Origin of the sequence: Devosia sp. A16 (assembly GCF_001402915.1) — a bacterium.
Classification (GTDB): domain Bacteria; phylum Pseudomonadota; class Alphaproteobacteria; order Rhizobiales; family Devosiaceae; genus Devosia_A.
Genome location: NZ_CP012945.1, coordinates 4,677,642 through 4,699,181 on the forward strand (window position 1 = coordinate 4,677,642; position 21,540 = coordinate 4,699,181).

The window sequence follows — 21,540 nt, forward strand, 5'->3', positions numbered from 1 at the left end:
GTCGGGGTGGTGACGACAAGCAGCAGTAGGGCAACGACACGCAGCATGCCGGGACCATGCCTGCTCCCCTGCCCGCTCCACAAGGGCTATGGGCAATGCGCCGCACTCAAACTACCGTGGCCTTGGGGGGGTAAGTGATGCGCATCCTGGTGGTGGAAGACAACCGGACCTTAGCCGATGGCCTTGCCGCCGTGCTGCGGGTCGCCGGCTATGCCGTCGACGTGGTGCACGACGGCGTTTCGGCCGACGCGGTGCTGACCACCGAGACGTTCGATCTGGTGGTGCTCGACCTCAGCCTTCCGGAGATGGATGGGCTGGATGTGCTGCGCCGCCTTCGCGCGCGCCGCAACACCTCGTCCGTGCTGATCCTCACCGCTCGTGGCGCGCTCGATGAGCGCGTGCGTGGTCTCGATCTCGGCGCCGACGATTACATGACCAAACCGTTCGAAGTGTCCGAGCTGGAGGCGCGGATTCGCGTGCTGTTGCGCCGGCAGGCCGGGCAGCACAACGCCACCATCGCTTTTGGCAGCATCGAACTCGATACGATATCGCGCACCCTCTCCGCCTTCGGTCAGACGCTGGACATGCCGGCACGCGAATTGAGCGTGCTCGAAACCCTGCTGCATCGGGCCGGCAAGGTGGTGGCCAAGCAGTCGATCATCGAATCGCTGGCCGCCTTCGACGACGATCTCAGCGAGAATGCCGTGGAGCAGTACATTTCGCGGCTCCGCCGCCGGCTCGCGCCCTATGCCCTCACGGTGCGGGTGGCGCGCGGGCTCGGCTACTATCTCGATCGGATCGTCGACTGATGGCCCGGCCCTATTCGCTGCGGCGCCGTCTGCTGCTCTGGCTGATGGTGGCGCTGCTGGCCGTCGCGACGCTTGCGGTAGTCGACACCTGGCGCGAAGCCCGCGACACCGCCACTTCGCTTTCCGACCGGGTGCTTGCCGGCTCCGTGCTGGCTATCGCCGAGCGGGTGATTGTCACCGAGGATGGCGCGCTCGAGGTCGATGTGCCCTATGTGGCCCTCGAGATGCTGACCTCTGCGGCGCAGGACCGGGTCTTCTACCGCGTCGATGGGCCCGAGGGTTTCATCACCGGTTACCAGACGCTGCCCACCTCCGACCGCGCCACGGCCGACATCGTCTTTTCCGACGCCAGTTTCCGCGGCGAGCCGATCCGTGTCGCCGTGCTGAAACGGGCGGCATCCTCCGGCGTCAGCGCCATCCCGTTCACCGTGACGGTGGCCGAAACCACTATTGCCCGTACCCAGCTGACCCAGACACTGCTCGTCCGCTCCGCCATCCGCCTGGCGCTGCTGATCCTCGCCGCCGCGGTGATCCTCTGGCTGGCGGTCGGGTTCTCGCTCGCTCCGCTCTACCGGCTGCGCGACGCCATCTCGCGGCGGGCCCTCGACGATCTCAGTCCGATCGAGCAGGAAGTGCCGCGCGAGGTCCAGGGCCTCGTCGATACGATCAATTCGTTCATGACCCGACTGTCGGCAGCGCTCGAGGCGCTGAGGCATTTTACCGGCAATGCCAGCCATCAGCTCCGCACCCCGCTGGCCATCATCCGCACGCAACTGGCGCTGGCGCTGCGTGCCGAGACACCGGCCGCCGCCCGCGATGCGGCGCAGACTGCCGATGCCGCGGTGGTGCATGCCGAGCGCGTCCTCGCCCAGCTGCTGCTGCTGGCCCGCATCGATGAAGCGGCCTCCGACCGACTGCAGTTTCCGATCGTCGATCTGCACGAACTTGCACGCGAGCGCACAGGTGACTACGTCGTCCGCGCCCATGCGGCCGAAATCGACCTTGGCTTCGAGGGCAACGGCCCGGCCCTGGTCCGCGGCGATCCCATGCTGCTCGGCGAGCTGCTGAGCAACCTGATCGAGAATGCCATCGCATATGCCGGTCTCGGGGCCGAGGCGACGGTTCGCGTCGTCGCGGCAGATGACGTGCTGCTCGAGATTGCCGACACCGGCAAGGGCGTAGCACCGGAACAGCTCGCCGCGGTGCGCAAGCGCTTCAGCCGCGGCGACAGCGACAAGCCTGGTGCCGGGTTGGGCCTGCCGATTGTCGAGGAAATCGCCCAACTGCTCGGGGGCGAGCTAGCGGTGTCTTCGCGGGCGGAAGGTGGGTTTCGTGTGCAACTTCGGCTGCCGAGAGCGAGCTAGGTGTGGCGCTTCAGCTGGGGGTCAGCCCGCGCCAGCGCCCGAGCATTGCACATTATTGCCACTCGTGCGAGTTCGTGCAATATCGTGCACAAACATGCAGGGAGTCGCATGAATGCTGACCGACGAACGCCACGATATCATTCGCGCCCTGCTGGTGAGCGATGGGCGCGTAGTGGCCAACGAACTTGCGGTGCGCTTTGGCGTTTCGGAGGACACGATTCGCCGCGACCTGCGTGAGCTCGCCAAGGCCGGCTACTGCCGCCGCGTCCATGGCGGCGCACTGGCTCCCGCGCCGGCGGCGATACCGATCGCGGCCCGCGTCGAAAAGAATGCCGATGCCAAGAGCCGGCTGGCAGCCGAGGCAGTGAAGCTATTGCAGCCGCGCCATACCGTCTTCATCGACGCGGGCAGCACCAATTACGCCATCGCACGCGCCATCCCCCGCCACATCGAGCTGACGGTGGTCACCAACGCCCCGGCCATCGCTGCAGCGCTGGCCGACCACGAGCAGTCGACCGTCATCATGCTGGGCGGCATCTACAAGGGCTCTCTCGGCAGCGTTGGCGGCAACGCCACCGTCGAGGCCGTCGAGGCTATCTATGGCGATCTCGTCTTCCTCGGCAGTTGCGCCATCGACGTAACGTTCGGCGTCTCGGCGCTCGATGCCGTCGAGGCCGAGGTCAAGCGCGCCATGGTCATGCAAAGCCGCGCCGTCGCCGTTGCCGCGACATCGGACAAGCTGGGCCTCGCGGCCCCGTTCCGGGTGGCCAAGCCCGCCTCGCTGACCCACCTGGTGGTCGAGGCGGACGCCGATGCGGCGCTCCTCGATGAGTTCGCCGCCCAGGGCACCAACATTCACCACGCCCGCTGACCGAGCCGCCGAGGACCTCCGCTGTGACCGCCACACCCATTTCCGATCGCCTCCCCTCCGCGCGCCGCGAGCAGATCGCCACCCGAGTGATCTTCCTCGTGGTCGGCATCGTCATGGCCGGCTTTGCGCCGCTGGTGCCGCTGGCCAAGCTGCGCCTCGGCCTCGACGAAGGCGCTCTCGGTCTGCTTCTGCTCTGCCTCGGGCTCGGCTCGATCCTCGCCATGCCGATCACCGGCATTTTGACCGCCAGATGGGGGTGTCGTGCCGTCATCACCGTCGCCTCGCTGATCATGATCGGCGCCTTCCCGTTTCTTGCCATTGCCGACAACTGGTTCGCCATGGCCGCCGCCATCGCCATCTTCGGCGCGTCCCTCGGCACCGTCGATGTGGCGATGAACATCCAGGCGGTGATGGTCGAGCGGGATAGCGGCCGACCGATGATGTCGGGCTTCCACGGGTTGTTCAGCCTCGGCGGCATCGCCGGAGCTGGCGGGATGAGTGCCTTGCTGTCGTTCGGAGGGCTGTCGCCGCTGCTCGCCGCCATCGTCGTTGGCCTCGCCTCTCTGCTGCTTGTGGCGCTGTCGTTCGGCGGGCTCCTGCCTTACGGCGATAACGGACAGCAGAGGTCGCCGCTGTTCGTCATGCCGAAGGGCGGCGTGCTGCTGCTCGGCGTCCTCTGCCTGCTGACCTTCCTCGCCGAAGGTTCGGTGCTCGACTGGAGCGCGGTGTTCCTCACCTCGGTTCGCGACGCCGATATCGGTCTTGCCGGCCTTGGCTACGCCGCCTTCGCGGTGGCGATGACCGGCGGTCGGCTCGCCGGCGATCGCATCCGTCTGCTCCTTGGCGAGCGGCGCGTCATCCTGTTGGGCGGGCTGATCGGAGCCCTGGGCTTTGCCGTGGTTCTGCTGGTGCCCTCGGCCCATGCCGGCCTTGTCGGCTACTTCCTCGTGGGCGTTGGCGCCTCCAACCTGGTGCCGGTGCTGTTCTCGGCGGCCGGGCGCACCAAGGACATGTCGCCGGGCCTCGCGATCACCGCGGTCAGCACGCTGGGCTATCTGGGCCTGCTCGCCGGCCCGGCGCTGATCGGGCTGGTAGCCCATGCGACCACCCTGCCCTTCGCCTTCGTACTGCTCTCGGCGGCCATGCTGGCAGTGGCGGCAAGCTTCCGGGTGGCGAGGTAACGGCATGACTTCCACCCGCTTGCCGGCGCTCTCTTGCTTGGTCCCCAGTCTCGCGACGGCCGTCCGTCCCGGGAAATCTGCGCGGTCGTAACGCAATATTCACCCCGTGATTGCAGAACATAACTGGAACACGTATAACACGTTCAGTCTTTGTTCCGATTCTGCTCACGGAGCCGCCATGCTGACGCGCAAGCAACACGAACTGCTGATGTTCATCCACGAGCGGATGAAAGAGTCCGGCATTCCGCCCTCGTTCGACGAGATGAAGGATGCGCTCGACCTGCGGAGCAAATCCGGCATCCATCGGCTGATCACTGCGCTCGAGGAGCGTGGCTTCATCCGGCGGCTGCCCAATCGCGCCCGGGCGCTCGAAGTGATCAAGCTGCCGGATTCGATGAACCCGTCGCTGGGAGGCCGCAAGGCGCGCTTCGAGCCCGCGGTCATCGAAGGCAATCTCGGCAAGGTGGCAGCGCCGCCGCCGCGTCCATCGGCTCCCGTGGTCAATGCCGACTCCTATCGCGCCGTGACCATCCCGGTAATGGGCCGGATCGCGGCGGGTACGCCGATCGAGGCGATCCAGACCCACAGCCACACCATCATGGTGCCGCCCGAGATGCTTGGGCCTGGCGAACACTACGCCCTCGAAGTGCGCGGTGACTCGATGATCGACGCCGGCATCTTTGACGGCGACACCGTGCTGATCAAGAAGCAGGACGCGGCCTCGACCGGCGAGATCGTGGTTGCCTTGGTCGATGACGAGGAAGCGACGCTGAAGCGTCTCCGTCGCCGCGGCAACTCGGTAGCCCTCGAAGCGGCCAACCCGGCTTACGAGACGCGTATCTTCCCGCCCGATCGGGTGAAGGTGCAGGGCCGGCTCGTCGGCCTGCTGCGCAAGTACTGACTTACTGACCCCACCGCCAACTGGGTCCCTGGGTCGGCAGTCTGCCGGCCCTTTTTCTTTTGAGGCGATGCGCCTTTCTTACGAAACCGAACGCGCCGGCCGATTATTGCACTAGGGTCGGCCCGGCAAAGACGGTACGGTCCGCGCCGCCACGGGAGACCACAAGCGTCCTCGGGCGGCGCCGCCACGCAAATGGCTGCCGCGATCGTACCAGGAGAGTGGACAACCTTCCCGATCGCGCTCTAGCGGCATGGCGGTGCGCGGCAAACTTGCGAGCGCCAGGGAGAAGGTTTTGGCTGCACAAGTCGAATGGGTCGCCGTTGATTGGGGCACCTCCAATCTGCGCGCATGGGGCATCGATGCCGCCGGCGAGATCGCCTTCGCGCGCTCGTCGCCGGATGGCATGAGCCGCCTCAGCCGCGAGCAGTATCCCGATGTGCTCACCTCGCTGCTCAGCGGCGTCGCGGACGATGTCGAGGATGTGCTGATCTGCGGCATGGCCGGCGCGCGCCAGGGCTGGATCGAGGCGCCCTATCTCGACGCCCCGGCCGATCTCGACCGCCTCGCCCAGGGTGCTGTAGCGCCCGATATGCCCGGCGTGCTCAGCCCCCGCATTCTTCCCGGTGTGTGCCTGCGCGATGTCGGCGCCGAAGACGTGATGCGCGGCGAAGAGACCCAGTTGCTCGGGTTGTCGTCGCTGATACCAGGGTTTTCCGGCCTGGCCGTGATGCCCGGTACCCATAGCAAGTGGGCCCTGCTCTCCGGCACCAGGTTGCAGCGCTTTTCGAGTGCCATGACCGGCGAAATCTTCGAGCTGCTGCGCACCCACTCGGTGCTGCGCCATTCGCTCGGTGGCGAACTCGAGGGCGAAGATCGTGAGCGCGGCTTCGAGGCCGGCCTCGACCAAGGGCTCGAACGGCCCGAACGGTTGACCGCCACCCTGATCAAAGTGCGCGCCGGTTCGCTCCTCTCTGGCCGCAGCGCCCCATGGTGCGCCGGCTTCCTCTCCGGCCTGCTGATCGGCGCCGAGATCGGCGGCCAGCGCGACTGGATCGGGGAGGCCGAGATCCCGTTGGTCGGCAGCGTCGGCTTGTGCGGACTGTACCAGGTTGCATTCAATCGGCTCGGCGCCAGAACGCGGATCGTCGACGCGACGGATGCGACACTGGCCGGGCTCAGGACCGCGAGACAGGGGTAAGGACATGAACCACCGCCATATCATTGCAATCCTGCGCGGCATCACGCCCGCCGAGATGCTGCCGGTCTGCACCGCGCTGATCGATGCCGGGATCACCATGATCGAGGTGCCGCTCAATTCGCCAGAGCCGCTGCGCTCGATCGGCGATGCCGCCAAGGCGTTCGAGGGCACCGCGCAGATTGGCGCCGGGACCGTCCTTGCCCGCTTCGAGGTGGATGAGGTCGCCGACGCCGGCGGCCGCTTCATCGTCTCGCCTGACACCAATCCCGCGGTTATCGCCGCCAGCATCGAGCGGGGGCTGGGCTCCTATCCGGGCGTGTTCACCCCGACCGATGCCTTCACCGCCATCCGTTCGGGCGCCACGGGCCTCAAGTTCTTTCCGGCCGAAGTGCTCGGGCCCAAGGGCATCAAGGCGATGAAGGCGGTGCTGCCGCCCGCCATCCCGCTCTACGCAGTGGGGGGCGCCAACCCGGACAACTTCTCGGAATATTTCGCCGCCGGCTGCGCCGGCTTCGGGCTGGGCACCTACATTTTCAAGCCCGGCATGTCTGCCGCCGACGTCGCGTTGCGCGCCCGCACCGCCGTCGCCGCCTATGATCAGGGAAAGCCACAATGAACCAGCAGGCCGAACTCTTTGTCGATAGCCGTTGCGAATTGGGCGAAGGCCCGTTCTGGCACCCGCTGCTCGAGCGCCTGTTCTGGTTCGACATCCTCAACCAGACCATGTTGGGCGCCGGAACGGATGGCCATATCGTCGACCGCATCACCTTCAAGGACACGGTGAGCGCCGCCGCGGTGATCGACAAGGCCAGCCTCGCCGTCGCCCAGTCAGGCGCCCTGCTCCGCTACGATTTCGCCACCGACAGCACGTCGGTGATCGCCGAGATCGAGGGTGACGTGCCGACCAACCGCACCAATGACAGCCGCGTCGACCGCAGCGGCGGGTTCTGGATCGGCACCATGGGGCGGAAGGCCGAGGCCGGCGTCGGCGGCGTTTACCAGTACCGCGCCGGGCAGACGACCAAAGTGATCGAGAACATCCGGATCCCGAACTCGATCTGCTTTTCGCCCGATGGCCGGACCGCCTACTTCACCGATTCCGGCAAGATGATCGTCAAATGCACCACCGATCCGGCGACCGGTCTGCCGACCGGCCCATGGGAAGACTTCTTCACCATGGAGGGGCCGGGTGGCGCCGATGGCTCTGTGGTCGATTCCGAGGGGTACCTGTGGAACGCCCGTTGGGGCGGCGGCAAGGTGATCCGGATTTCGCCCGACGGCAAACTGGACCGGGTCGTCGAGGTGCCGGGCGTCAGCCAGGTGAGCTGTCCGGCCTTCGGCGGTCGCGACCTCAAGACCCTCTACATCACCACTGCGCGCGAACACATGACGGCTGAGCAGCTTGAACGCGAACCGCATGCCGGCAGCGTCTTCGCCGTGGCGCTCGACGTTCCCGGCATTGCCGAACCCTTCCTCAAGCTCTGAGTCGCACGTGTCCTTTCCTGCTGTCGGCGTCTGCTACTACCCTGAACACTGGCCCGTCGAATGGTGGGAAGACGATGCGCGCCGCATAACCGAGGTCGGCATCCAGTATGTCCGCATCGGTGAGTTCGCCTGGTCGAAGCTCGAACCGCGGCCCGGCGAGCTGAACTTCGACTGGTTGGTCGCCGCGATGGACGTGCTCGGCCGCCATGGGCTCAAGGTGATCGTCGGCACGCCGACGGCGACGCCTCCGCGCTGGATGATCGACAAGCACCCGGACATGCTGGCCGTCGACCGCGACGGCCGGCCACGCGGCTTCGGCTCTCGCCGGCACTATGATTTCTCGCATCTGGGCTATCGCGAGGAATGCGCCCGCATCACCCGTCTGCTGGTCGAGAAGGTCGGCCAGCATCCGGCGCTCGCCGGCTGGCAAACCGACAACGAATATGGTTGCCACGATACCGTGCACTCCTATTCGAAGGCCGCCGCAGTCGGTTTCCGCAAATGGCTCCAGGCCCGGTATGGCGACATCGATGCGCTGAACCTCGCCTGGGGCAACGTGTTCTGGTCGATGGACTACAACGATTTCGAGCAGATCGATCCGCCCAACCTCACCGTCACGGAGGCGGCGCCGACTGCCTGCCTCGATTTCCGTCGCTATTCCTCGGCTCAGGTCGCGGCCTTCAACGCCGTGCAGTACGAGGTGATGAAGGCCGCCCGCCCCGACCTGCCGGTGATCCACAATTTCATGGGCCGCTTTACTGAGTTCGACCACTATGAAGTGGCCGAAACGCTGGATGTGGCGAGCTGGGACTCCTACCCGATCGGTCACCTCGCGGTTTCCAATGAACCCGACGAAGTGAAGGCCGCCTACTTCCGGCAGGGCGAGCCGGATGCGCAGGGCCTGCAGCACGACATCTACCGCGCCGTCGGCCATGGTCGCTGGTGGATCATGGAACAACAGCCCGGTCCGGTGAACTGGGCCGAGTACAATCCCGATCCGCTGCCCGGCATGGCGCGGCTATGGGCCTGGGAGGCGTTCGCCCACGGCGCGGAAGTCGTATCCTACTTCCGCTGGCGGCAGGCACCCTTCGCGCAGGAGCAGATGCATGCGGGCCTCTTGCGCCCCGACAGCCAGCCGGCGCCGGCGTATCATGAGGCCAAACAGGTTGCCGAGGAACTGAAGCGCCTTGGCATCGATGGCGCCGCCAACAAGGGGCGCGTCGCCATTGTCTACGACTACCAGAGCGAGTGGGCGTGGCGGATCCAGCCGCAGGCCAAGGGGTTTTCGCACCACCAGCACGTGCGCAACGTCTATGTGCCGCTGCGCAAGCGCGGCGTCGATGTCGACATCCTCCCGCCGTCGACCACCGATTTTTCCGGCTACGACGTGGTGGTGATCCCGGCGCTGTTCGCCTGGAACGATGCGCTCCGTACCGCCATCGAGAACTTCGACGGCCACCTGCTGATCGGGCCGCGCTCTGGTTCGAAGACCGACAACTTCTCAATTCCGGCTGGCCTCGGCCCCGATCTGCCGCAGAACCTGCTCGATGCGAAAGTGGCGCGGGTGGACAGCACCGATCCGCGCCGTACGGTTTCGGTCAAGGGTGGCGGCGCCGTCGGCCATTGGCGCGAGCGCCTCGACACCAGAGCCGAGGTCGTCTTCGAAGACGAAGAGGATTTCCCGGTGCTGGTGGCGCAGGGAAAGCTCCACTACCTGGCGGCCAGTGGCGATCGTGCGCTGATGCAGCGGGTCGTCGACCACCTCCTGACCGAGGCTGCCGTCCCGACGCTGACCCTGCCGGCGGGGGTGCGCTGCCGTACCAGGGGCAAATGGCGGGTCTACTTCAACTACGGCGATACCGCGGCAAACCTGAACGCCGCGCCGGACGAGAAAGGCTACGTGCTGGGAGGCGCCCAGATCGAGGCCGCGGGCGTTACGGTTGCACTGCTCGCCACGGCCGACTAACAGCAGGAATGGCGGGGCGGATCTCGAAACCGGCCCGCGCCGTATCCCAGCGCAGCCACTGCACGCCGCCGCGGACCAGGCTGTCCGCATCGATCACGGTGCCGGCGCCGCAGTTGGCCGGGACGGGTCGGCGAGCGATCAGCAGATCGGCCAAGCCGCAATCCTCATAGAAGCCTGAGGGATCTCGCACGATCGCCACAGTGAACCCGCGGCTGCTAGTTCCGAAGCACCCGACGCTATCGCACCTCAGCAATGAGCCCGGCACGATAGGCTCGCCATAGGTTTCGCGCCACACGTCGACGGCGAAACTGTCGGACTTGCCGGCGGCGAGCTCGAGCCCCGCCTCTCCTCTGAGCGCCACCGCCTGCGTGGTGTCGGCAATGAGAACATCGGGCGGATGGTCGAGCGCGAACAACCAGACCACCGGGACCAGCAGCACTGGTGCGATCAACCGGTGCCACGTGGCAATGAAGGTAAACCAGGCAAGCGCCACGAGCCCGAACAGTAGTGCGACGGGCGCAAGCAGCGGGCTCGCATCAAAGCCCGAGCTCCAGCCAGCAACCAGCCCGCCCAGATCAAGCATGCGATCGATCGACCACCCCATGACCGCGAGGAACGGGGCCTCCCAGCCAAACGGCATGGCCAGTGTGGCCAGCACGGCAGAAGGCATCATCACGAAACCGACCAATGGCAGGGTGAACAGGTTGCCCACGACGCCGAGCGGGGAGGTCTGCTGGAAGTGGTAGACCGAGAACAGCACCGTCGCGGCGCCGGCGATGAGGCTGGTCAACACGATGCCCCAGAGATAGCCCCCGGCGCACGCCAGCAGCGACTTGTCCTTGCCGTCTGGCGGCGACATCAGTTCCCAGGCGCCAATCAGCGCCACTACGGCGGCGAAGGACAGTTGGAAGCTGGGCCTGAAGACGCTCGCTGGATCGGTGGCGATGACGATGAGTGCGGCAATGGCGACGTTGCGCATGGTGAGAGCCCGTCGCCCGAACACCACAGCTCCGAGCACCAGCACCAGCATGATGGTCGAACGGAGCGCTGCGACATTGCCTCCCGAGATGGCGAAGTAGGCCAGCGCAGCAACGATCGCCCCTGCCGCCGCTACCCGCTTCACCGAGACGAAGCGGTGAATGCCGCCCACCAGGGCCAGCCCGCCGCGCAGCGTCACCAGCACCAGCCCGGCGACGATCGTCAGATGCAGACCCGAAACCGAAAGCACGTGCGCCAGCCCGGCCGCGGCCATGGTCTCGCGGGCTTCGTCGGCGACGGCGCTCTGATCACCGGTGATCAGGGCGCGGGCGATCCCGGCCGTCGGCTGCTTGAGGTCGGCATCGATGCGTGCGCCGATGCCGCGCCGGATGCCGTCGATCAGCCGTTCAGGCGCCGAAGTCCCGGTCGCCACGCGTTCGACTGCTCCGGTCGCATTGCCATAGGCGCCGACCCCGTCGAAGAAGGCGTGGAACTGGCTGTCGAAGCCATTCGGCACGACCGGGCCCGGCACTGCATAGAACCGCACAGGGGCGCGAATGATGTCACCGGGAGCAAGCGATGGACCATCCGCGATGACGATCCGCGCCCGCCGCATCGGTACGGCGCGTGACGTCCCGGTCGGCGTGATCGAGGACACGATGGCGCGCGTTCCGCTCTCGAGTTCGGAGACGATCTCGTCCACCCGCATCTCGTAGGTGCCATAGGCCGGCCGGGCGAGCATCACCGTGCCAAATAGTGCCGCGTGGATGGAAAGGAGCGAGAAGCCTGCCCAGAAGGCGGCGGCGAGCGTGAGAGCGCGAAACAAGACCACGTGGCCACGGGCGAGGATCAGGCCGATGGCGATGGCCACGCCGACCAGACCAAGCAACAGGAGCTGCGGATCCTCCGGCGCTGCCAGCGAAACGATCAGCCCCCGGATCGCGGCATAGGGCCAGAGCAGGAACAAGCGCCTCTGCTCGAGGGCATCCGTCATGCTGTCGCGAAAAGCTTGCCAGCGGGTCAGCCGAGGACGCAGAGCCGGTGGCGGAGCGGCCGGCGATACCGGCGCGGCCCGTGCCGGAACCAGTTGGTCGGCTACCCGCTCCCCTGTTGTCACGGTCATCCGCCGAGCCCCCGCTCCGCTCGATCACACGGAGATGCTAGCCGGGCGCGACAGCCATGCCAACTGCTGCGCTTGCGCTTCGGCCCCGGGGTGCTTACACACCGCCAAACGCCAATTCTCCGGGATGTTTCACCGACCCATGGCTACCCCAGTCGTTACCCGCTTCGCCCCCTCGCCCACCGGCTACCTGCACATCGGTGGGGCCCGAACCGCCCTGTTCAACTGGGCCTTTGCCCGTCACACCGGCGGCAAGATGCTGTTGCGCATCGAGGACACCGATCGCGAACGTTCGACCGAAGGCGCCGTGAAGGCGATCTTCGATGGGCTGAAGTGGCTGGGGCTGGATTGGGACGGCGAGCCGTTCATGCAATTCTCCCGCGCCGCTCGCCACGCCGAGGTCGCCAATGAGCTGTTGGCACGCGGCCAGGCCTACTATTGCTACTGCTCGCCCGAGGAACTGGCCGAGATGCGTGAGACAGCACGCGCCAATGGCTTGCCGCCGCGGTACAACGGCTACTGGCGCGACCGCGACCCATCCGAGGCTCCGGCCGGCGTCGCCCCGGTGATCCGCATCAAGGCGCCGCAATCGGGTGAGATCCGGGTGGAGGATCACGTCCAGGGCGAGGTGGTGTTCAAGGCCGAGAACCTCGACGACTTCATCATCCTGCGCTCGGACGGTACTCCGACCTATATGCTGGCCGTGGTGGTCGATGACCACGACATGGGCGTCACCCATATCATTCGTGGCGACGATCACCTGACCAACGCTGCCCGGCAGATCGTCATCTACAATGGCATGGGCTGGTCGGTGCCGGAGATGTCGCACATCCCGCTGATCCATGGACCCGACGGCGCCAAGCTCAGCAAGCGTCACGGGGCCCTCGGCGTCGAGGCCTATCGCCAGATGGGGTATCTTCCCGAGGCGCTGCGCAACTACCTGGCCCGCCTCGGCTGGAGCCATGGCGATGAGGAGCTGTTCTCGACCGCGCAGATGGTCGAGTGGTTCACCCTCGAGGCGCTCAACAAGGGCGCGGCGCGCTTCGACTTCGTCAAGCTCGAGAACATCAACGGTCACTACATCCGCCAGGCCGCCCCGCAGCGGCTCTATGACGTGATGCTGGAGACGGCGACCGAGCTCAACCGCGTCTTCGATATGGACGGCCTCGCGGCCAACAAGGACACCGTGCTCGCCGCCCTGCCCGAGTTGCAGCCGCGCGCCAAGACGGTGCTCGAACTGATCGACCTGGCGCAGTTCATCTACGCCGTTCGTCCGCTCGCCATCGACCAGGCCGCCTCGGACCAGTTGACCCCCGATGCCCGTGCCAATGTAGGGGCCTTTGCCGATATCCTGAAGGGCCTCAACGACTGGTCGGTGGAAGCCATCGACGCCGCCGCCCGCGCCTTCGCCGAAGCCCGTGGCCTGAAGCTCGGCAAGGTCGCGCAACCGCTGCGCGCCGCGCTGACCGGCCGCACCGTCTCACCCGGGATCTTCGAGGTCATGGTGCTGATCGGACGCGACGAAACCCTGGCCCGGCTGGGTGATCAGGCCGGCTGATGCATATTGGGAAAAGTGATTAGGTCAGCGTTGTTCACCCACCTGTTGCAGAGGTGGGGTATATGAGCTACGCCAACCGAACCTGCCTCTAAACGACCATACGGCCTGCCCGCTCCCACCTTCCGCGGGCCCATAGAAGGCCATCAAGGAGTGCGAAGATGAGCGATACCGTCGCCAAACTCACCATCGGGGACCAGACTTTCGAGTTCCCGGTGCTTTCGGGCTCGGTTGGGCCGGATGTCATCGACATCCGCTCACTCTACGCCAAGACCGGCATGTTCACTTATGACCCGGGCTTCACCTCGACGGCGGCGACCGACAGCGCCATTACTTATATCGACGGCGACAAGGGCGAGCTGATGTATCGGGGCTATCCGATCGAGCAGCTGGCCGAAAAGTCGAACTATCTCGAGGTCTGCTACCTGCTGCTCTACGGCGAGTTGCCCAACAAGGCGCAGATGGCCGATTTCGAGCAGCGCGTCACCCGCCACACCATGGTGCACGAGCAGATGCACTATTTCTATCGCGGCTTCCGTCGCGATGCGCACCCGATGGCCATCGTCTGCGGCGTGGTCGGTGCGATGGCTGCGTTCTATCACGACTCGATCGACATCAACGATCCCGAGCAGCGTGAGATCGCCTCGATCCGCATGATCGCCAAGATCCCGACGATCGTCGCCATGGCCTACAAATACTCGGTCGGCCAGCCCTTCGTGTACCCTCGCAACGACCTCGACTACGCCTCGAACTTCCTGCGCATGTGCTTCTCGGTTCCGGCTGAGGACTATGTGGTGAACCCGGTCGTGGCGCGCGCCATGGACCTGATCTTCACGCTCCATGCCGATCACGAGCAGAACGCCTCGACCTCGACCGTGCGGCTCGCCGGCTCGTCCGATGCCAACCCGTTCGCTTGTATCGCGGCCGGCGTCGCCTGCCTCTGGGGCCCCGCCCATGGCGGCGCCAACGAGGCGGCGCTCAACATGCTCAAGCAGATCGGCACCGTCGATCGCATCCCCGAGTTCATCGCCAAGGCCAAGGACAAGAACTCGGGCTTCCGCCTGATGGGCTTTGGCCACCGCGTCTACAAGAACTACGATCCGCGCGCCAAGGTAATGCAGCAGGCCGCCAACGACGTGCTGGCCCAGCTCGGAGCCGACAACCTGTCCCCAACCCTGCAGGTGGCCAAGGAGCTCGAGAAGATCGCGCTCTCCGATCAGTACTTCATCGATCGCAAGCTCTACCCCAACGTCGACTTCTACTCGGGCATCATCCTCGATGCGATCGGCTTCCCGACCTCGATGTTCACCGCCATCTTCGCACTCAGCCGCACCGTCGGCTGGATCGCTCAGTGGAAGGAAATGATCGCCGATCCGCAGAAGAAGATCGGCCGTCCGCGCCAGCTCTACAACGGCTCGCCGGTGCGGGACTACGAGCCGATCAGCAGCCGTTGACCTGGAGCGTCTTCAGGAAAAGTTGCAGACTTTTCCGGCTCGAAAGCGCGGCAACCAAAGACCTGAAGCATTGATCGGTTCAGCGAAACGATCGATGCTCCAGATGATCCAGCACCCGCTCGGCGGGATCGACAAGGGGCGCCTCTGGCGCCCCTTTCTGCATCAGCGTGCGAAGCTCGCGGAAGGCGGCGACCTGGTCGGCTACCGCGTCCCGATCGTCGAGTAGCGCGGCGAGCGGCTGCATTGAGCGTTGGGCTTTTGGGTCGACGAACTGCAGTTCGGGGACCACCTCGCGCCCGAGGATGATATTGGGCAATGCGATCCGCACCGGATGCCCGATCCTTGCCGCGCGCTTTGCCTGGTGCGGATCGGCGACATAGGTGACGACCATCGGCACCCCTGACATGGCGAGCTCGAGGCTGATCGTCCCGCTGACGGCGAAAGCCGCATAGGCCGACTGAAAGGCGGCGCTGCGATCATCGCCGGCCACTACCTGCACCGCTACCGGCCAGGTCGCCACTTCGGCCCGGAGACGGTCGGCAAGCGATGCAAGCGTCGGCAGCACAAGGCCGTCGATGCGCGGGTGCGCCTGCAGCCTCGTCGCCGCCTCGCGCATTAGCGGCAGATGCCGGCGCAACTCGCCCTCGCGGCTGCCCGGCAACAACAGCAGCGGGCCGCGCTCCGGCTGCGTCGGTCGCATCGGGAAGCGCGTCAGCGCCGGGTGTCCGACATAGCTGGTTGGCGGCCCGTCCAGGTCTGCCATCGCCTGGGGCTCGAACGGCAGCACCGCCAGCACCTCGTCGAACAGCGGCCTCAGTTCGGCGGCGCGCTCGGGCCGCCAGGCCCACACACTGGGTGCTACGTAAAGCAGTATCGGGATGCGCAGTCCGGCCTTGCGCACGCGGCTGGCCACCGCTTTGACGAACACCTGCGAGTCGATGAGCACCACCACGTCGGGGCGTTGCCTGACGATGGCATTCGCGGTCTGGCGGACGCGCCAGAGCAGCAGCGGCAAGCGTTTCAGCACATCGCTCCAACCCATGACCGAGAGGTTGTCCATGGGGAACAGGCTTTCTACCCCCTCCCCCTCGAGTTCAGGCCCGCCGACGCCGGAAAGTGTGAGATCGGTGCGTCGGCGAAGCCGCTGGACCAGATCGGCGCCGATGCGATCACCCGATGGCTCCCCGGCGAGGACGAACAGGCGCAACGGCTCAGCCATCGGCGCCAAGGCCGATGACCGCGATGCCATACCGGTCGGCCGCTGCGACCAGCTCCGAACGGGCAAGGATCAGCGATCGCGCCGCTTCTACCGCGATCGCGCTGATTCCAGCGGCGACCGCACCGGAAAGAGTGTCAGGCCCGATCGCCGGCAGGTCGACATGGAGCGGTTGCTGCGGCTTCGCCGCCTTGACGAGGACCAGCGGTCCGGCGCCATCGCCGATGCGGCCGGCGGCGCGGTGCGCGGCCACCCGCTCGAGCAGTTCGTCCGTGCCGCCGACATCTTCGGCCGCGACCACCCGGCGGCCGGCGACAACCACGGCCTGCCCGAGATCGAGCCTGCCGATCTCCCGCGCGGCCACCAGGCCCTGACGCGCCGCGGCCAGTTCGGCCGCCGTTGGCGACCGTCCGGCGACCTGACCGATGGGCGCCAGCAGGTCGGCTGCGACCTCGTGCACGCCGATTACCTTGGCGCCGGAGAATTTCTCGATTGCCGCGGTCACCGACGAGAGGGCCGCGTCGCCCTGGGCTGCACCGTGGCCGCCGCCGGCGAACCTGGCCAGCGCCTCGCGGTCGCCGTCGGAGATCATCAGGCCCCCTGCCAGCACCACATGGGTGGCCTTGAAGGCGACGATCGCGGCAATGGCGCCTGTCGGGTTCCTGAGGTCGCCTCCGACCAGCAGTACGCCGGCACGCTCAGGCTGCGGCGCAAAACCCACGACCTGGACTGCATCGCCCGCCGCCATGGCCGCAGCGACCACATGGGAGACCAGGGCTCCCGATCCGGCAAGGACGGAGAGCCGGCGAGACATCATTCCTCGCCCGGAGCGTTTATCGGCAAGTGTCCGGGCAGGGTCAGCGGCCGCTCGGCTGCGACCACGAACTTCACCACGTCCTGCACCAGTTCCTCGTCGGGGAACATGGCGGATGCATCGTCCACGCGCTCGCGCAGCGTGCCTTCGGTGGAAAAGATCATCCGGTAGGCAGTGCGCAGGCGATGGATTGCCTCGCGATCGAAACCGCGCCGCTTCAGGCCGACGAGGTTGATGCCCGACAGCGCCGCCGGGTTGCCCAGCACCGTGCCATAGGGGATCACGTCCTTTTCGACCTTGGTCATGCCGCCGATGAAGGCGTGGGCGCCGATATGGACGAACTGGGCCGAGCCGGAGTGGCCGCTCATGATCACATAGTCGTCGATCACGCAATGCCCGGCGATGCCGGTATTGTTGGAGAGGATGATGTGATTGCCCAGGATGCAGTCGTGGCCGATGTGAACGCCGATCATCAGCAGGCAGTGGTCGCCGATGACCGTCTTCATGCCGCCGCCGGCGGTCCCCGGGTTGATCGTCACATGCTCACGGATCACGCAATCCGAGCCGATCGTCAGGGTCGATGGCTCGCCAGCATACTTGAGATCCTGCGGCCGGTGGCCGACGGATGCGAAAGGGAACACCGTGGTACGGGCGCCAACGCTGGTGCGCCCGGTCACCACCGCATGCGAGATCAGCTCGACGCCATCGTCGAGCGTCACGTCGCTTCCGACCATGCAGAATGGTCCGATCTTGACGCGGGCGCCGATCCGCGCGCCGGGTTCGACGATCGCCGAGGGATGGATGGTCATTGTTCGCTGGGGCTCACCATGGCGCCGACTTCGGCCTCGGCGATAACGACGCCGTCGACCATTGCTTTCGCCTCGAACCAGCCCATGGTCATCCGGCGGCGCAGTTTCCTGATGTGATACTCAATCTGGTCGCCGGGCTTTGCCGGTTTGCGGAACTTGCACTTGTCGATGGTGAGCAGGTAGACGATGTGCTTGTCGCCGCCCGCAGCGCCGGCGGCAATCGCCATGGCGCCGGCCGTCTGCGCCATGCCCTCGATGATCAGCACGCCCGGGAACACCGGCTCTCCCGGGAAATGTCCCTGGAAGATCGGCTCGTTGAACGTGACGTTCTTGATGCCGATACCGGAATTGTCCCCGTCGACCTCGATGATCCGGTCGATCAGCAGAAACGGGTAGCGATGCGGCAGGAGCTGGAGGATCCGGCCGATATCCATCGACGAGAGTTCCGTCTTCTCCCTCGCTGGCGCCTCGTTCGTAACCGTCACTGTTGTCCCCTTTTGTTCAGTCGCCGCAACATCGCTACCTCGCGCTGCCAGACTTTCAGATCCTGCGCAGGGTAGCCGCCAACTCTCGCGCCCGCCGGCACATCCTTGGTCACCAGGCACCGGGCCGACAATATGCTGCCATTGCCGATGCGCAAATGTCCCGCCGTGCCGGCGCCGCCGCCGACCAGCACATTGTCGCCAATGATCGTGCCGCCGCCGATACCGCAGGTACCGGCGATGAGGCAATATCGCCCGATGCGGGAGTTGTGGCCAATCTGGACCAGATTATCGATCTTGGTTCCTTCGCCGACCACGGTGTCGCCAAGCGCACCACGGTCGACCGTCGAATTGGCGCCGATCTCGACGCCATCCTGCACGATGACCCGGCCCAGTTGCGGAATCTTGCGATTGCTGCGGCCCTGCCCGAGCCAGCCGAAACCCTCACCGCCGATCCGTACGCCGGCATGCAGCACGACGTTGTTGCCCAGATAGGCGCACTCGATCGACACGTTCGAGGCGATGACGGCGTTGCGCCCGATAGTGACGCCACGCCCGATCACCGTATTGGCGCCGATCACCGTGTTGCGGCCGATCTCTACGCCGGGCCCGATGACGACATTGGCGCCGATGCGCACACCCTCCTCGATGAGCGGCGCCGCGCCGCCGGCCTCGAACATTCCCATGGCGACGCCGCGCGTGCCAAGCGGATAGAGCCGCTCGAGCAGGTCGACAAACAGTTCATGCGGACGCTCGTCGACAATGGCCACCGCGCCGCGCGGTACATCGGACAAGAACCGGGGATGGACGATCACCGCTCCTGCTGTCGTGTCGGCAAGTGCCTCGCGATACTCGGCCTGTGCCGCCAGCGCCAGATGGTTCGGACCCGCGAGCGGCAACTCTTCGGCCCCGTGAATGACCAGGGCGGCGGCGCGTTTTTCGTCGACGTCGACCGACCGGCCCAGCGTCGACAGCACGACGCCAAGCGAAATCGGTCCCGACGAAGAATGGAAGCGCGTGTCGACCATGGCTGTCATTACACAACAAAGAGGCCGCGGGGCAACCGCGCCGCGGCCTCGATAACCAGGAAGGAAGGCCGGCGCTGACGCCGGCCGTCCGATTACAGCAACTGCTGCAGGGTGAGCGAGAACACCTGGGTCTTGTCGTCCGTCGCCTTGTTCAGCACGTAGGCGAAGTCGCCACGCAGCGGACCGAACGGGCTGTCCCAGATGATCGAGGCACCAACCGACGACTTGAAGTTCTCGTCGACGGTGTTCGGGTTGAGCGTAGCACTGCCGAGCGAACCATTGCCGTCGATGAGGGCGGCATCAGCCCACACTGCACCACGCACGCCGTAGGTCTCCGGCAGAACAGGGATCGGGAACTCGATCTCGGCCGACGCCCCGACGTAAGCGGTGTAGCCAAGCGCCTCGCCCGAGCCATTGGTCTTCGGGCCCATGCCACCGCTCTGGAAGCCACGCACCAGTGAACTGGAGCCGCGGAAGGCTTCGAGCGGGAACACGCCGTTGTCGTCGAGCGAAGTGATGTACCCTGCCTGGGCCTTGACGCTGCCGATGACGTTCCAGTCCGACATCAGCGGCATGAAGTAACGCGCCTTGGCCTCGGTCTTCAGCAGGTTGTAGTCCCAGCCCAGATACTGCTGCGTGAAGGTCGCGTAGAGGCCTTCGGTCGGATGCTTCGCATCGTCGAGCGTGTTGTAGGTCAGCGAGTAGCCAACCCAGGCCTTGTTGTAGGTCTCGCCGTCGGCAACGATCTCAGAACGCTTGCACGGCACTTCCGGCGTGTTCGGATTGTTGTCGTCGTCGCACGTCGAACTATCTTCGATGACCTTCTGCTCGAGACCGACGAAAACCGAACCAGTCAGGTCCGTGGTAATCGGAGCACCAAAGCGGATCTGACCACCGGTTGCAGTCGTGCCGTAGACATTGCTGTCCTTCTCGCCGACCACACGATGGTAGGCGTCGAAGCCGGCCGAAACCCGCAGACCCATGAAGCGCGGCTCGGTGAACGAGAAGTCGATGCTGTTGCCGGACTCCGACGCGCTCAGCGCGGCGCGGACGTACTGGCCGCGACCGAGGAAGTTGCGCTCGGTGACCGAGACTTCACCCAGCAGGCCCGAGTTCGAGTCGAAACCTGCCGTCAGGCCATAGTCACCCGTGGACTGCTCGTCGACGGTGATGTTGATGACCACCTTGTCGGGGGCACTGCCCTGCTGCATGTCGAAGTTGACGGTCTTGAAGAAACCGAGCTTCTCGATGCGCGACTTGCCGCGCTGCACCATCGAACGGTTGAAGGGGTCGCCTTCACCGAAGTCCAGCTCACGGCGGATCACCGCATCGCGGGTCTTGGTGTTGCCGCTGATGTTGATGCGCTCGACATAGACGCGCGCGCCCTCGTCGACCAGGTAGGTGACGTTGAACGTGCTGTTCGCCACGTCGCGATCGACACGCGGACGCACATCGGCAAAGGCATAGCCCTGAGCGGTAGCCTCGAATGCCAGGTCTTCCTGCGACTTCTGCAGGTCGGCCAGCGAATAGGTGCTGCCCTTGCCGGTGCGGATCGCGCCGGTCATGGCGTCGGGGTTCAGGCCCGGGATCGAGGTCTCGACGCCGATCTGGCCGAACTTGTACCGCTCACCTTCGGAGATGGTGAAGTTCACGAAATATGCGTTGCGCGAGGCATCGTACTCGCCGACGGCCGAAGTGACCTGCGCATCCGGATAACCATGATTCATGTAGTAGAGCTCGATCAGCCCGCGATCGACGGTCAGCAGATCTTCGCTGTAGGTGTCGTCGCGGAACAGCCAGCTCAACAGGCTCGTCTCGTGCGTCCGGATGATGGACTTGAGGGTGCCCGAGCTGATCGAGTTGTTGCCGGTGAAGTTGATCGCCGCGATACCGGTGCGCTGGCCTTCGTTGACCACGAAGGTGATGCGCGACCGGCCATTCTCCGACTGCTCGACCCGCGGCGTCACCGTCACGCCCATGTAGCCCTTGGCCACATAAGCCTGCCGGATCGACTCGGCGTCAGCCGCGAGGCCGGCCTCGGTGAAGCTCCCCTGCTCCGCCACGTTGACCATCGCCAGCAACTGGGAGTCGGAGAAACCGCTATTGCCCTCGAACAGCACCGCCGAAATGAGGCGCTGTTGTTGAGCCTGGGCCGCATCGACGCCGATGAATGTACTGCTGACGCCTGCGAGCGGCGCCGCCACGAGGGCGAGCGCTACAAAAACACCGCGCATCAGCTTTTTCGGGTTCGTCATGATTCTTGTTGCCTCGTGCGACCTATGCCGGGGAATCGCCATGCACAGCGTCCC

Annotated in this window: 18 protein-coding genes; 11 read left to right on the forward strand and 7 right to left on the reverse strand. The window is 65.8% G+C overall.

Translation table 11 applies throughout. The annotated features are described in order from the left end of the window. Nucleotides 1–137 precede the first annotated feature (137 nt). From APS40_RS22565 to APS40_RS22605, 9 genes are all read left to right on the forward strand, one after another. Complete coding sequence (locus tag APS40_RS22565) at nt 138–809, forward strand: response regulator transcription factor (protein WP_055049182.1); 672 nt, start codon at nt 138–140, stop codon at nt 807–809. Then, nucleotides 809–2,173, forward strand: coding sequence for a sensor histidine kinase (locus tag APS40_RS22570; RefSeq protein ID WP_055049183.1), 1,365 nt, complete (start codon nt 809–811; stop codon nt 2,171–2,173). The genes APS40_RS22565 and APS40_RS22570 overlap by 1 nt, the downstream gene beginning before the upstream one ends. Before the next feature lie 112 nt (nt 2,174–2,285). After that, entirely contained in the window at nt 2,286–3,044 is a 759-nt protein-coding gene (locus tag APS40_RS22575; RefSeq protein WP_055049184.1) for a DeoR/GlpR family DNA-binding transcription regulator, read from the forward strand. Between the two features lie 23 nt (nt 3,045–3,067). Further along, nucleotides 3,068–4,225 carry an MFS transporter gene (locus APS40_RS22580; protein ID WP_055049185.1) on the forward strand — a complete coding sequence of 386 codons (1,158 nt, stop codon included), beginning with the start codon at nt 3,068–3,070 and terminating at the stop codon, nt 4,223–4,225. A gap of 178 nt (nt 4,226–4,403) precedes the next feature. Next, a complete protein-coding gene (lexA, locus tag APS40_RS22585) occupies nt 4,404–5,126 on the forward strand; it encodes a transcriptional repressor LexA (RefSeq protein WP_055049186.1) in 723 nt (240 codons plus the stop codon). 292 nt (nt 5,127–5,418) lie between these two features. After that, nucleotides 5,419–6,324 carry a 2-dehydro-3-deoxygalactonokinase gene (locus APS40_RS22590; protein ID WP_197279388.1) on the forward strand — a complete coding sequence of 302 codons (906 nt, stop codon included), beginning with the start codon at nt 5,419–5,421 and terminating at the stop codon, nt 6,322–6,324. A 4-nt stretch (nt 6,325–6,328) separates the two neighbouring features. Continuing rightward, a complete protein-coding gene (locus APS40_RS22595; RefSeq protein ID WP_082434606.1) occupies nt 6,329–6,940 on the forward strand; it encodes a 2-dehydro-3-deoxy-6-phosphogalactonate aldolase in 612 nt (203 codons plus the stop codon). After that, nucleotides 6,937–7,809 carry an SMP-30/gluconolactonase/LRE family protein gene (locus APS40_RS22600; protein WP_055049189.1) on the forward strand — a complete coding sequence of 291 codons (873 nt, stop codon included), beginning with the start codon at nt 6,937–6,939 and terminating at the stop codon, nt 7,807–7,809. Before APS40_RS22595 ends, APS40_RS22600 begins: the two co-directional genes overlap by 4 nt. Nucleotides 7,810–7,816: 7 nt before the next feature. Then, nucleotides 7,817–9,775, forward strand: coding sequence for a beta-galactosidase (locus APS40_RS22605; RefSeq protein ID WP_055049190.1), 1,959 nt, complete (start codon nt 7,817–7,819; stop codon nt 9,773–9,775). Here the strand turns inward: APS40_RS22605 and APS40_RS22610 are convergent. Further along, on the reverse strand, nt 9,744–11,720 hold the full coding sequence (locus APS40_RS22610) for a ComEC/Rec2 family competence protein (RefSeq protein WP_197279389.1): 1,977 nt from the start codon (nt 11,718–11,720) through the stop codon (nt 9,744–9,746). The genes APS40_RS22605 and APS40_RS22610 overlap by 32 nt on opposite strands. A 295-nt stretch (nt 11,721–12,015) precedes the next feature. Between APS40_RS22610 and gltX the strand changes: the two genes are divergently transcribed. Both gltX and APS40_RS22620 read left to right on the forward strand, forming a co-directional pair. Then, nucleotides 12,016–13,431: a glutamate--tRNA ligase gene (gltX, locus tag APS40_RS22615; RefSeq protein ID WP_055049192.1), complete on the forward strand. Its 1,416-nt coding sequence runs from the start codon at nt 12,016–12,018 to the stop codon at nt 13,429–13,431. Nucleotides 13,432–13,589: 158 nt separating this feature from the next. Next, entirely contained in the window at nt 13,590–14,882 is a 1,293-nt protein-coding gene (locus APS40_RS22620; RefSeq protein ID WP_055049193.1) for a citrate synthase, read from the forward strand. 79 nt (nt 14,883–14,961) lie between these two features. Here the strand turns inward: APS40_RS22620 and lpxB are convergent, their stop codons facing one another. The 6 genes from lpxB to bamA form a co-directional block, all read right to left on the reverse strand. Further along, the gene (gene lpxB / locus APS40_RS22625) at nt 14,962–16,101 is read right to left on the reverse strand and encodes a lipid-A-disaccharide synthase (RefSeq protein WP_197279390.1); all 1,140 of its coding nucleotides are present in this window, start codon (nt 16,099–16,101) and stop codon (nt 14,962–14,964) included. Then, nucleotides 16,094–16,912, reverse strand: a complete 819-nt coding sequence (lpxI, locus tag APS40_RS22630) for a UDP-2,3-diacylglucosamine diphosphatase LpxI domain-containing protein (protein ID WP_197279391.1) — start codon at nt 16,910–16,912, stop codon at nt 16,094–16,096. The genes lpxB and lpxI overlap by 8 nt, the downstream gene beginning before the upstream one ends. Then, nucleotides 16,912–17,721: an acyl-ACP--UDP-N-acetylglucosamine O-acyltransferase gene (lpxA, locus tag APS40_RS22635; protein WP_055049196.1), complete on the reverse strand. Its 810-nt coding sequence runs from the start codon at nt 17,719–17,721 to the stop codon at nt 16,912–16,914. The genes lpxI and lpxA overlap by 1 nt, the downstream gene beginning before the upstream one ends. After that, the gene (gene fabZ, locus APS40_RS22640) at nt 17,718–18,155 is read right to left on the reverse strand and encodes a 3-hydroxyacyl-ACP dehydratase FabZ (RefSeq protein ID WP_055049197.1); all 438 of its coding nucleotides are present in this window, start codon (nt 18,153–18,155) and stop codon (nt 17,718–17,720) included. Before fabZ ends, lpxA begins: the two co-directional genes overlap by 4 nt. A 47-nt stretch (nt 18,156–18,202) precedes the next feature. After that, nucleotides 18,203–19,231: a UDP-3-O-(3-hydroxymyristoyl)glucosamine N-acyltransferase gene (gene lpxD / locus APS40_RS22645; protein WP_197279392.1), complete on the reverse strand. Its 1,029-nt coding sequence runs from the start codon at nt 19,229–19,231 to the stop codon at nt 18,203–18,205. 92 nt (nt 19,232–19,323) lie between these two features. Next, nucleotides 19,324–21,486 (reverse strand): outer membrane protein assembly factor BamA, encoded by a 2,163-nt coding sequence (bamA, locus tag APS40_RS22650; RefSeq protein WP_055049199.1) that lies wholly within the window; start codon nt 21,484–21,486, stop codon nt 19,324–19,326. Nucleotides 21,487–21,540 lie beyond the last annotated feature (54 nt).

Excerpts from the sequence above, each read along its gene's own strand:
- APS40_RS22565 (WP_055049182.1), top strand. The coding sequence starts at position 138 with ATGCGCATCCTGGTGGTGGAAGACAACCGGACCTTAGCCGATGGCCTT.
- APS40_RS22570 (WP_055049183.1), top strand. The coding sequence starts at position 809 with ATGGCCCGGCCCTATTCGCTGCGGCGCCGTCTGCTGCTCTGGCTGATG.
- APS40_RS22575 (WP_055049184.1), top strand. The coding sequence starts at position 2,286 with ATGCTGACCGACGAACGCCACGATATCATTCGCGCCCTGCTGGTGAGC.
- lexA (WP_055049186.1), top strand. The coding sequence starts at position 4,404 with ATGCTGACGCGCAAGCAACACGAACTGCTGATGTTCATCCACGAGCGG.
- APS40_RS22595 (WP_082434606.1), top strand. The coding sequence starts at position 6,329 with ATGAACCACCGCCATATCATTGCAATCCTGCGCGGCATCACGCCCGCC.
- APS40_RS22600 (WP_055049189.1), top strand. The coding sequence starts at position 6,937 with ATGAACCAGCAGGCCGAACTCTTTGTCGATAGCCGTTGCGAATTGGGC.
- gltX (WP_055049192.1), top strand. The coding sequence starts at position 12,016 with ATGGCTACCCCAGTCGTTACCCGCTTCGCCCCCTCGCCCACCGGCTAC.
- APS40_RS22620 (WP_055049193.1), top strand. The coding sequence starts at position 13,590 with ATGAGCGATACCGTCGCCAAACTCACCATCGGGGACCAGACTTTCGAG.
- lpxB (WP_197279390.1), bottom strand. The coding sequence starts at position 16,101 with ATGGCTGAGCCGTTGCGCCTGTTCGTCCTCGCCGGGGAGCCATCGGGT.
- lpxI (WP_197279391.1), bottom strand. The coding sequence starts at position 16,912 with ATGTCTCGCCGGCTCTCCGTCCTTGCCGGATCGGGAGCCCTGGTCTCC.
- lpxA (WP_055049196.1), bottom strand. The coding sequence starts at position 17,721 with ATGACCATCCATCCCTCGGCGATCGTCGAACCCGGCGCGCGGATCGGC.
- fabZ (WP_055049197.1), bottom strand. The coding sequence starts at position 18,155 with ATGGATATCGGCCGGATCCTCCAGCTCCTGCCGCATCGCTACCCGTTT.
- lpxD (WP_197279392.1), bottom strand. The coding sequence starts at position 19,231 with ATGGTCGACACGCGCTTCCATTCTTCGTCGGGACCGATTTCGCTTGGC.
- bamA (WP_055049199.1), bottom strand. The coding sequence starts at position 21,486 with ATGACGAACCCGAAAAAGCTGATGCGCGGTGTTTTTGTAGCGCTCGCC.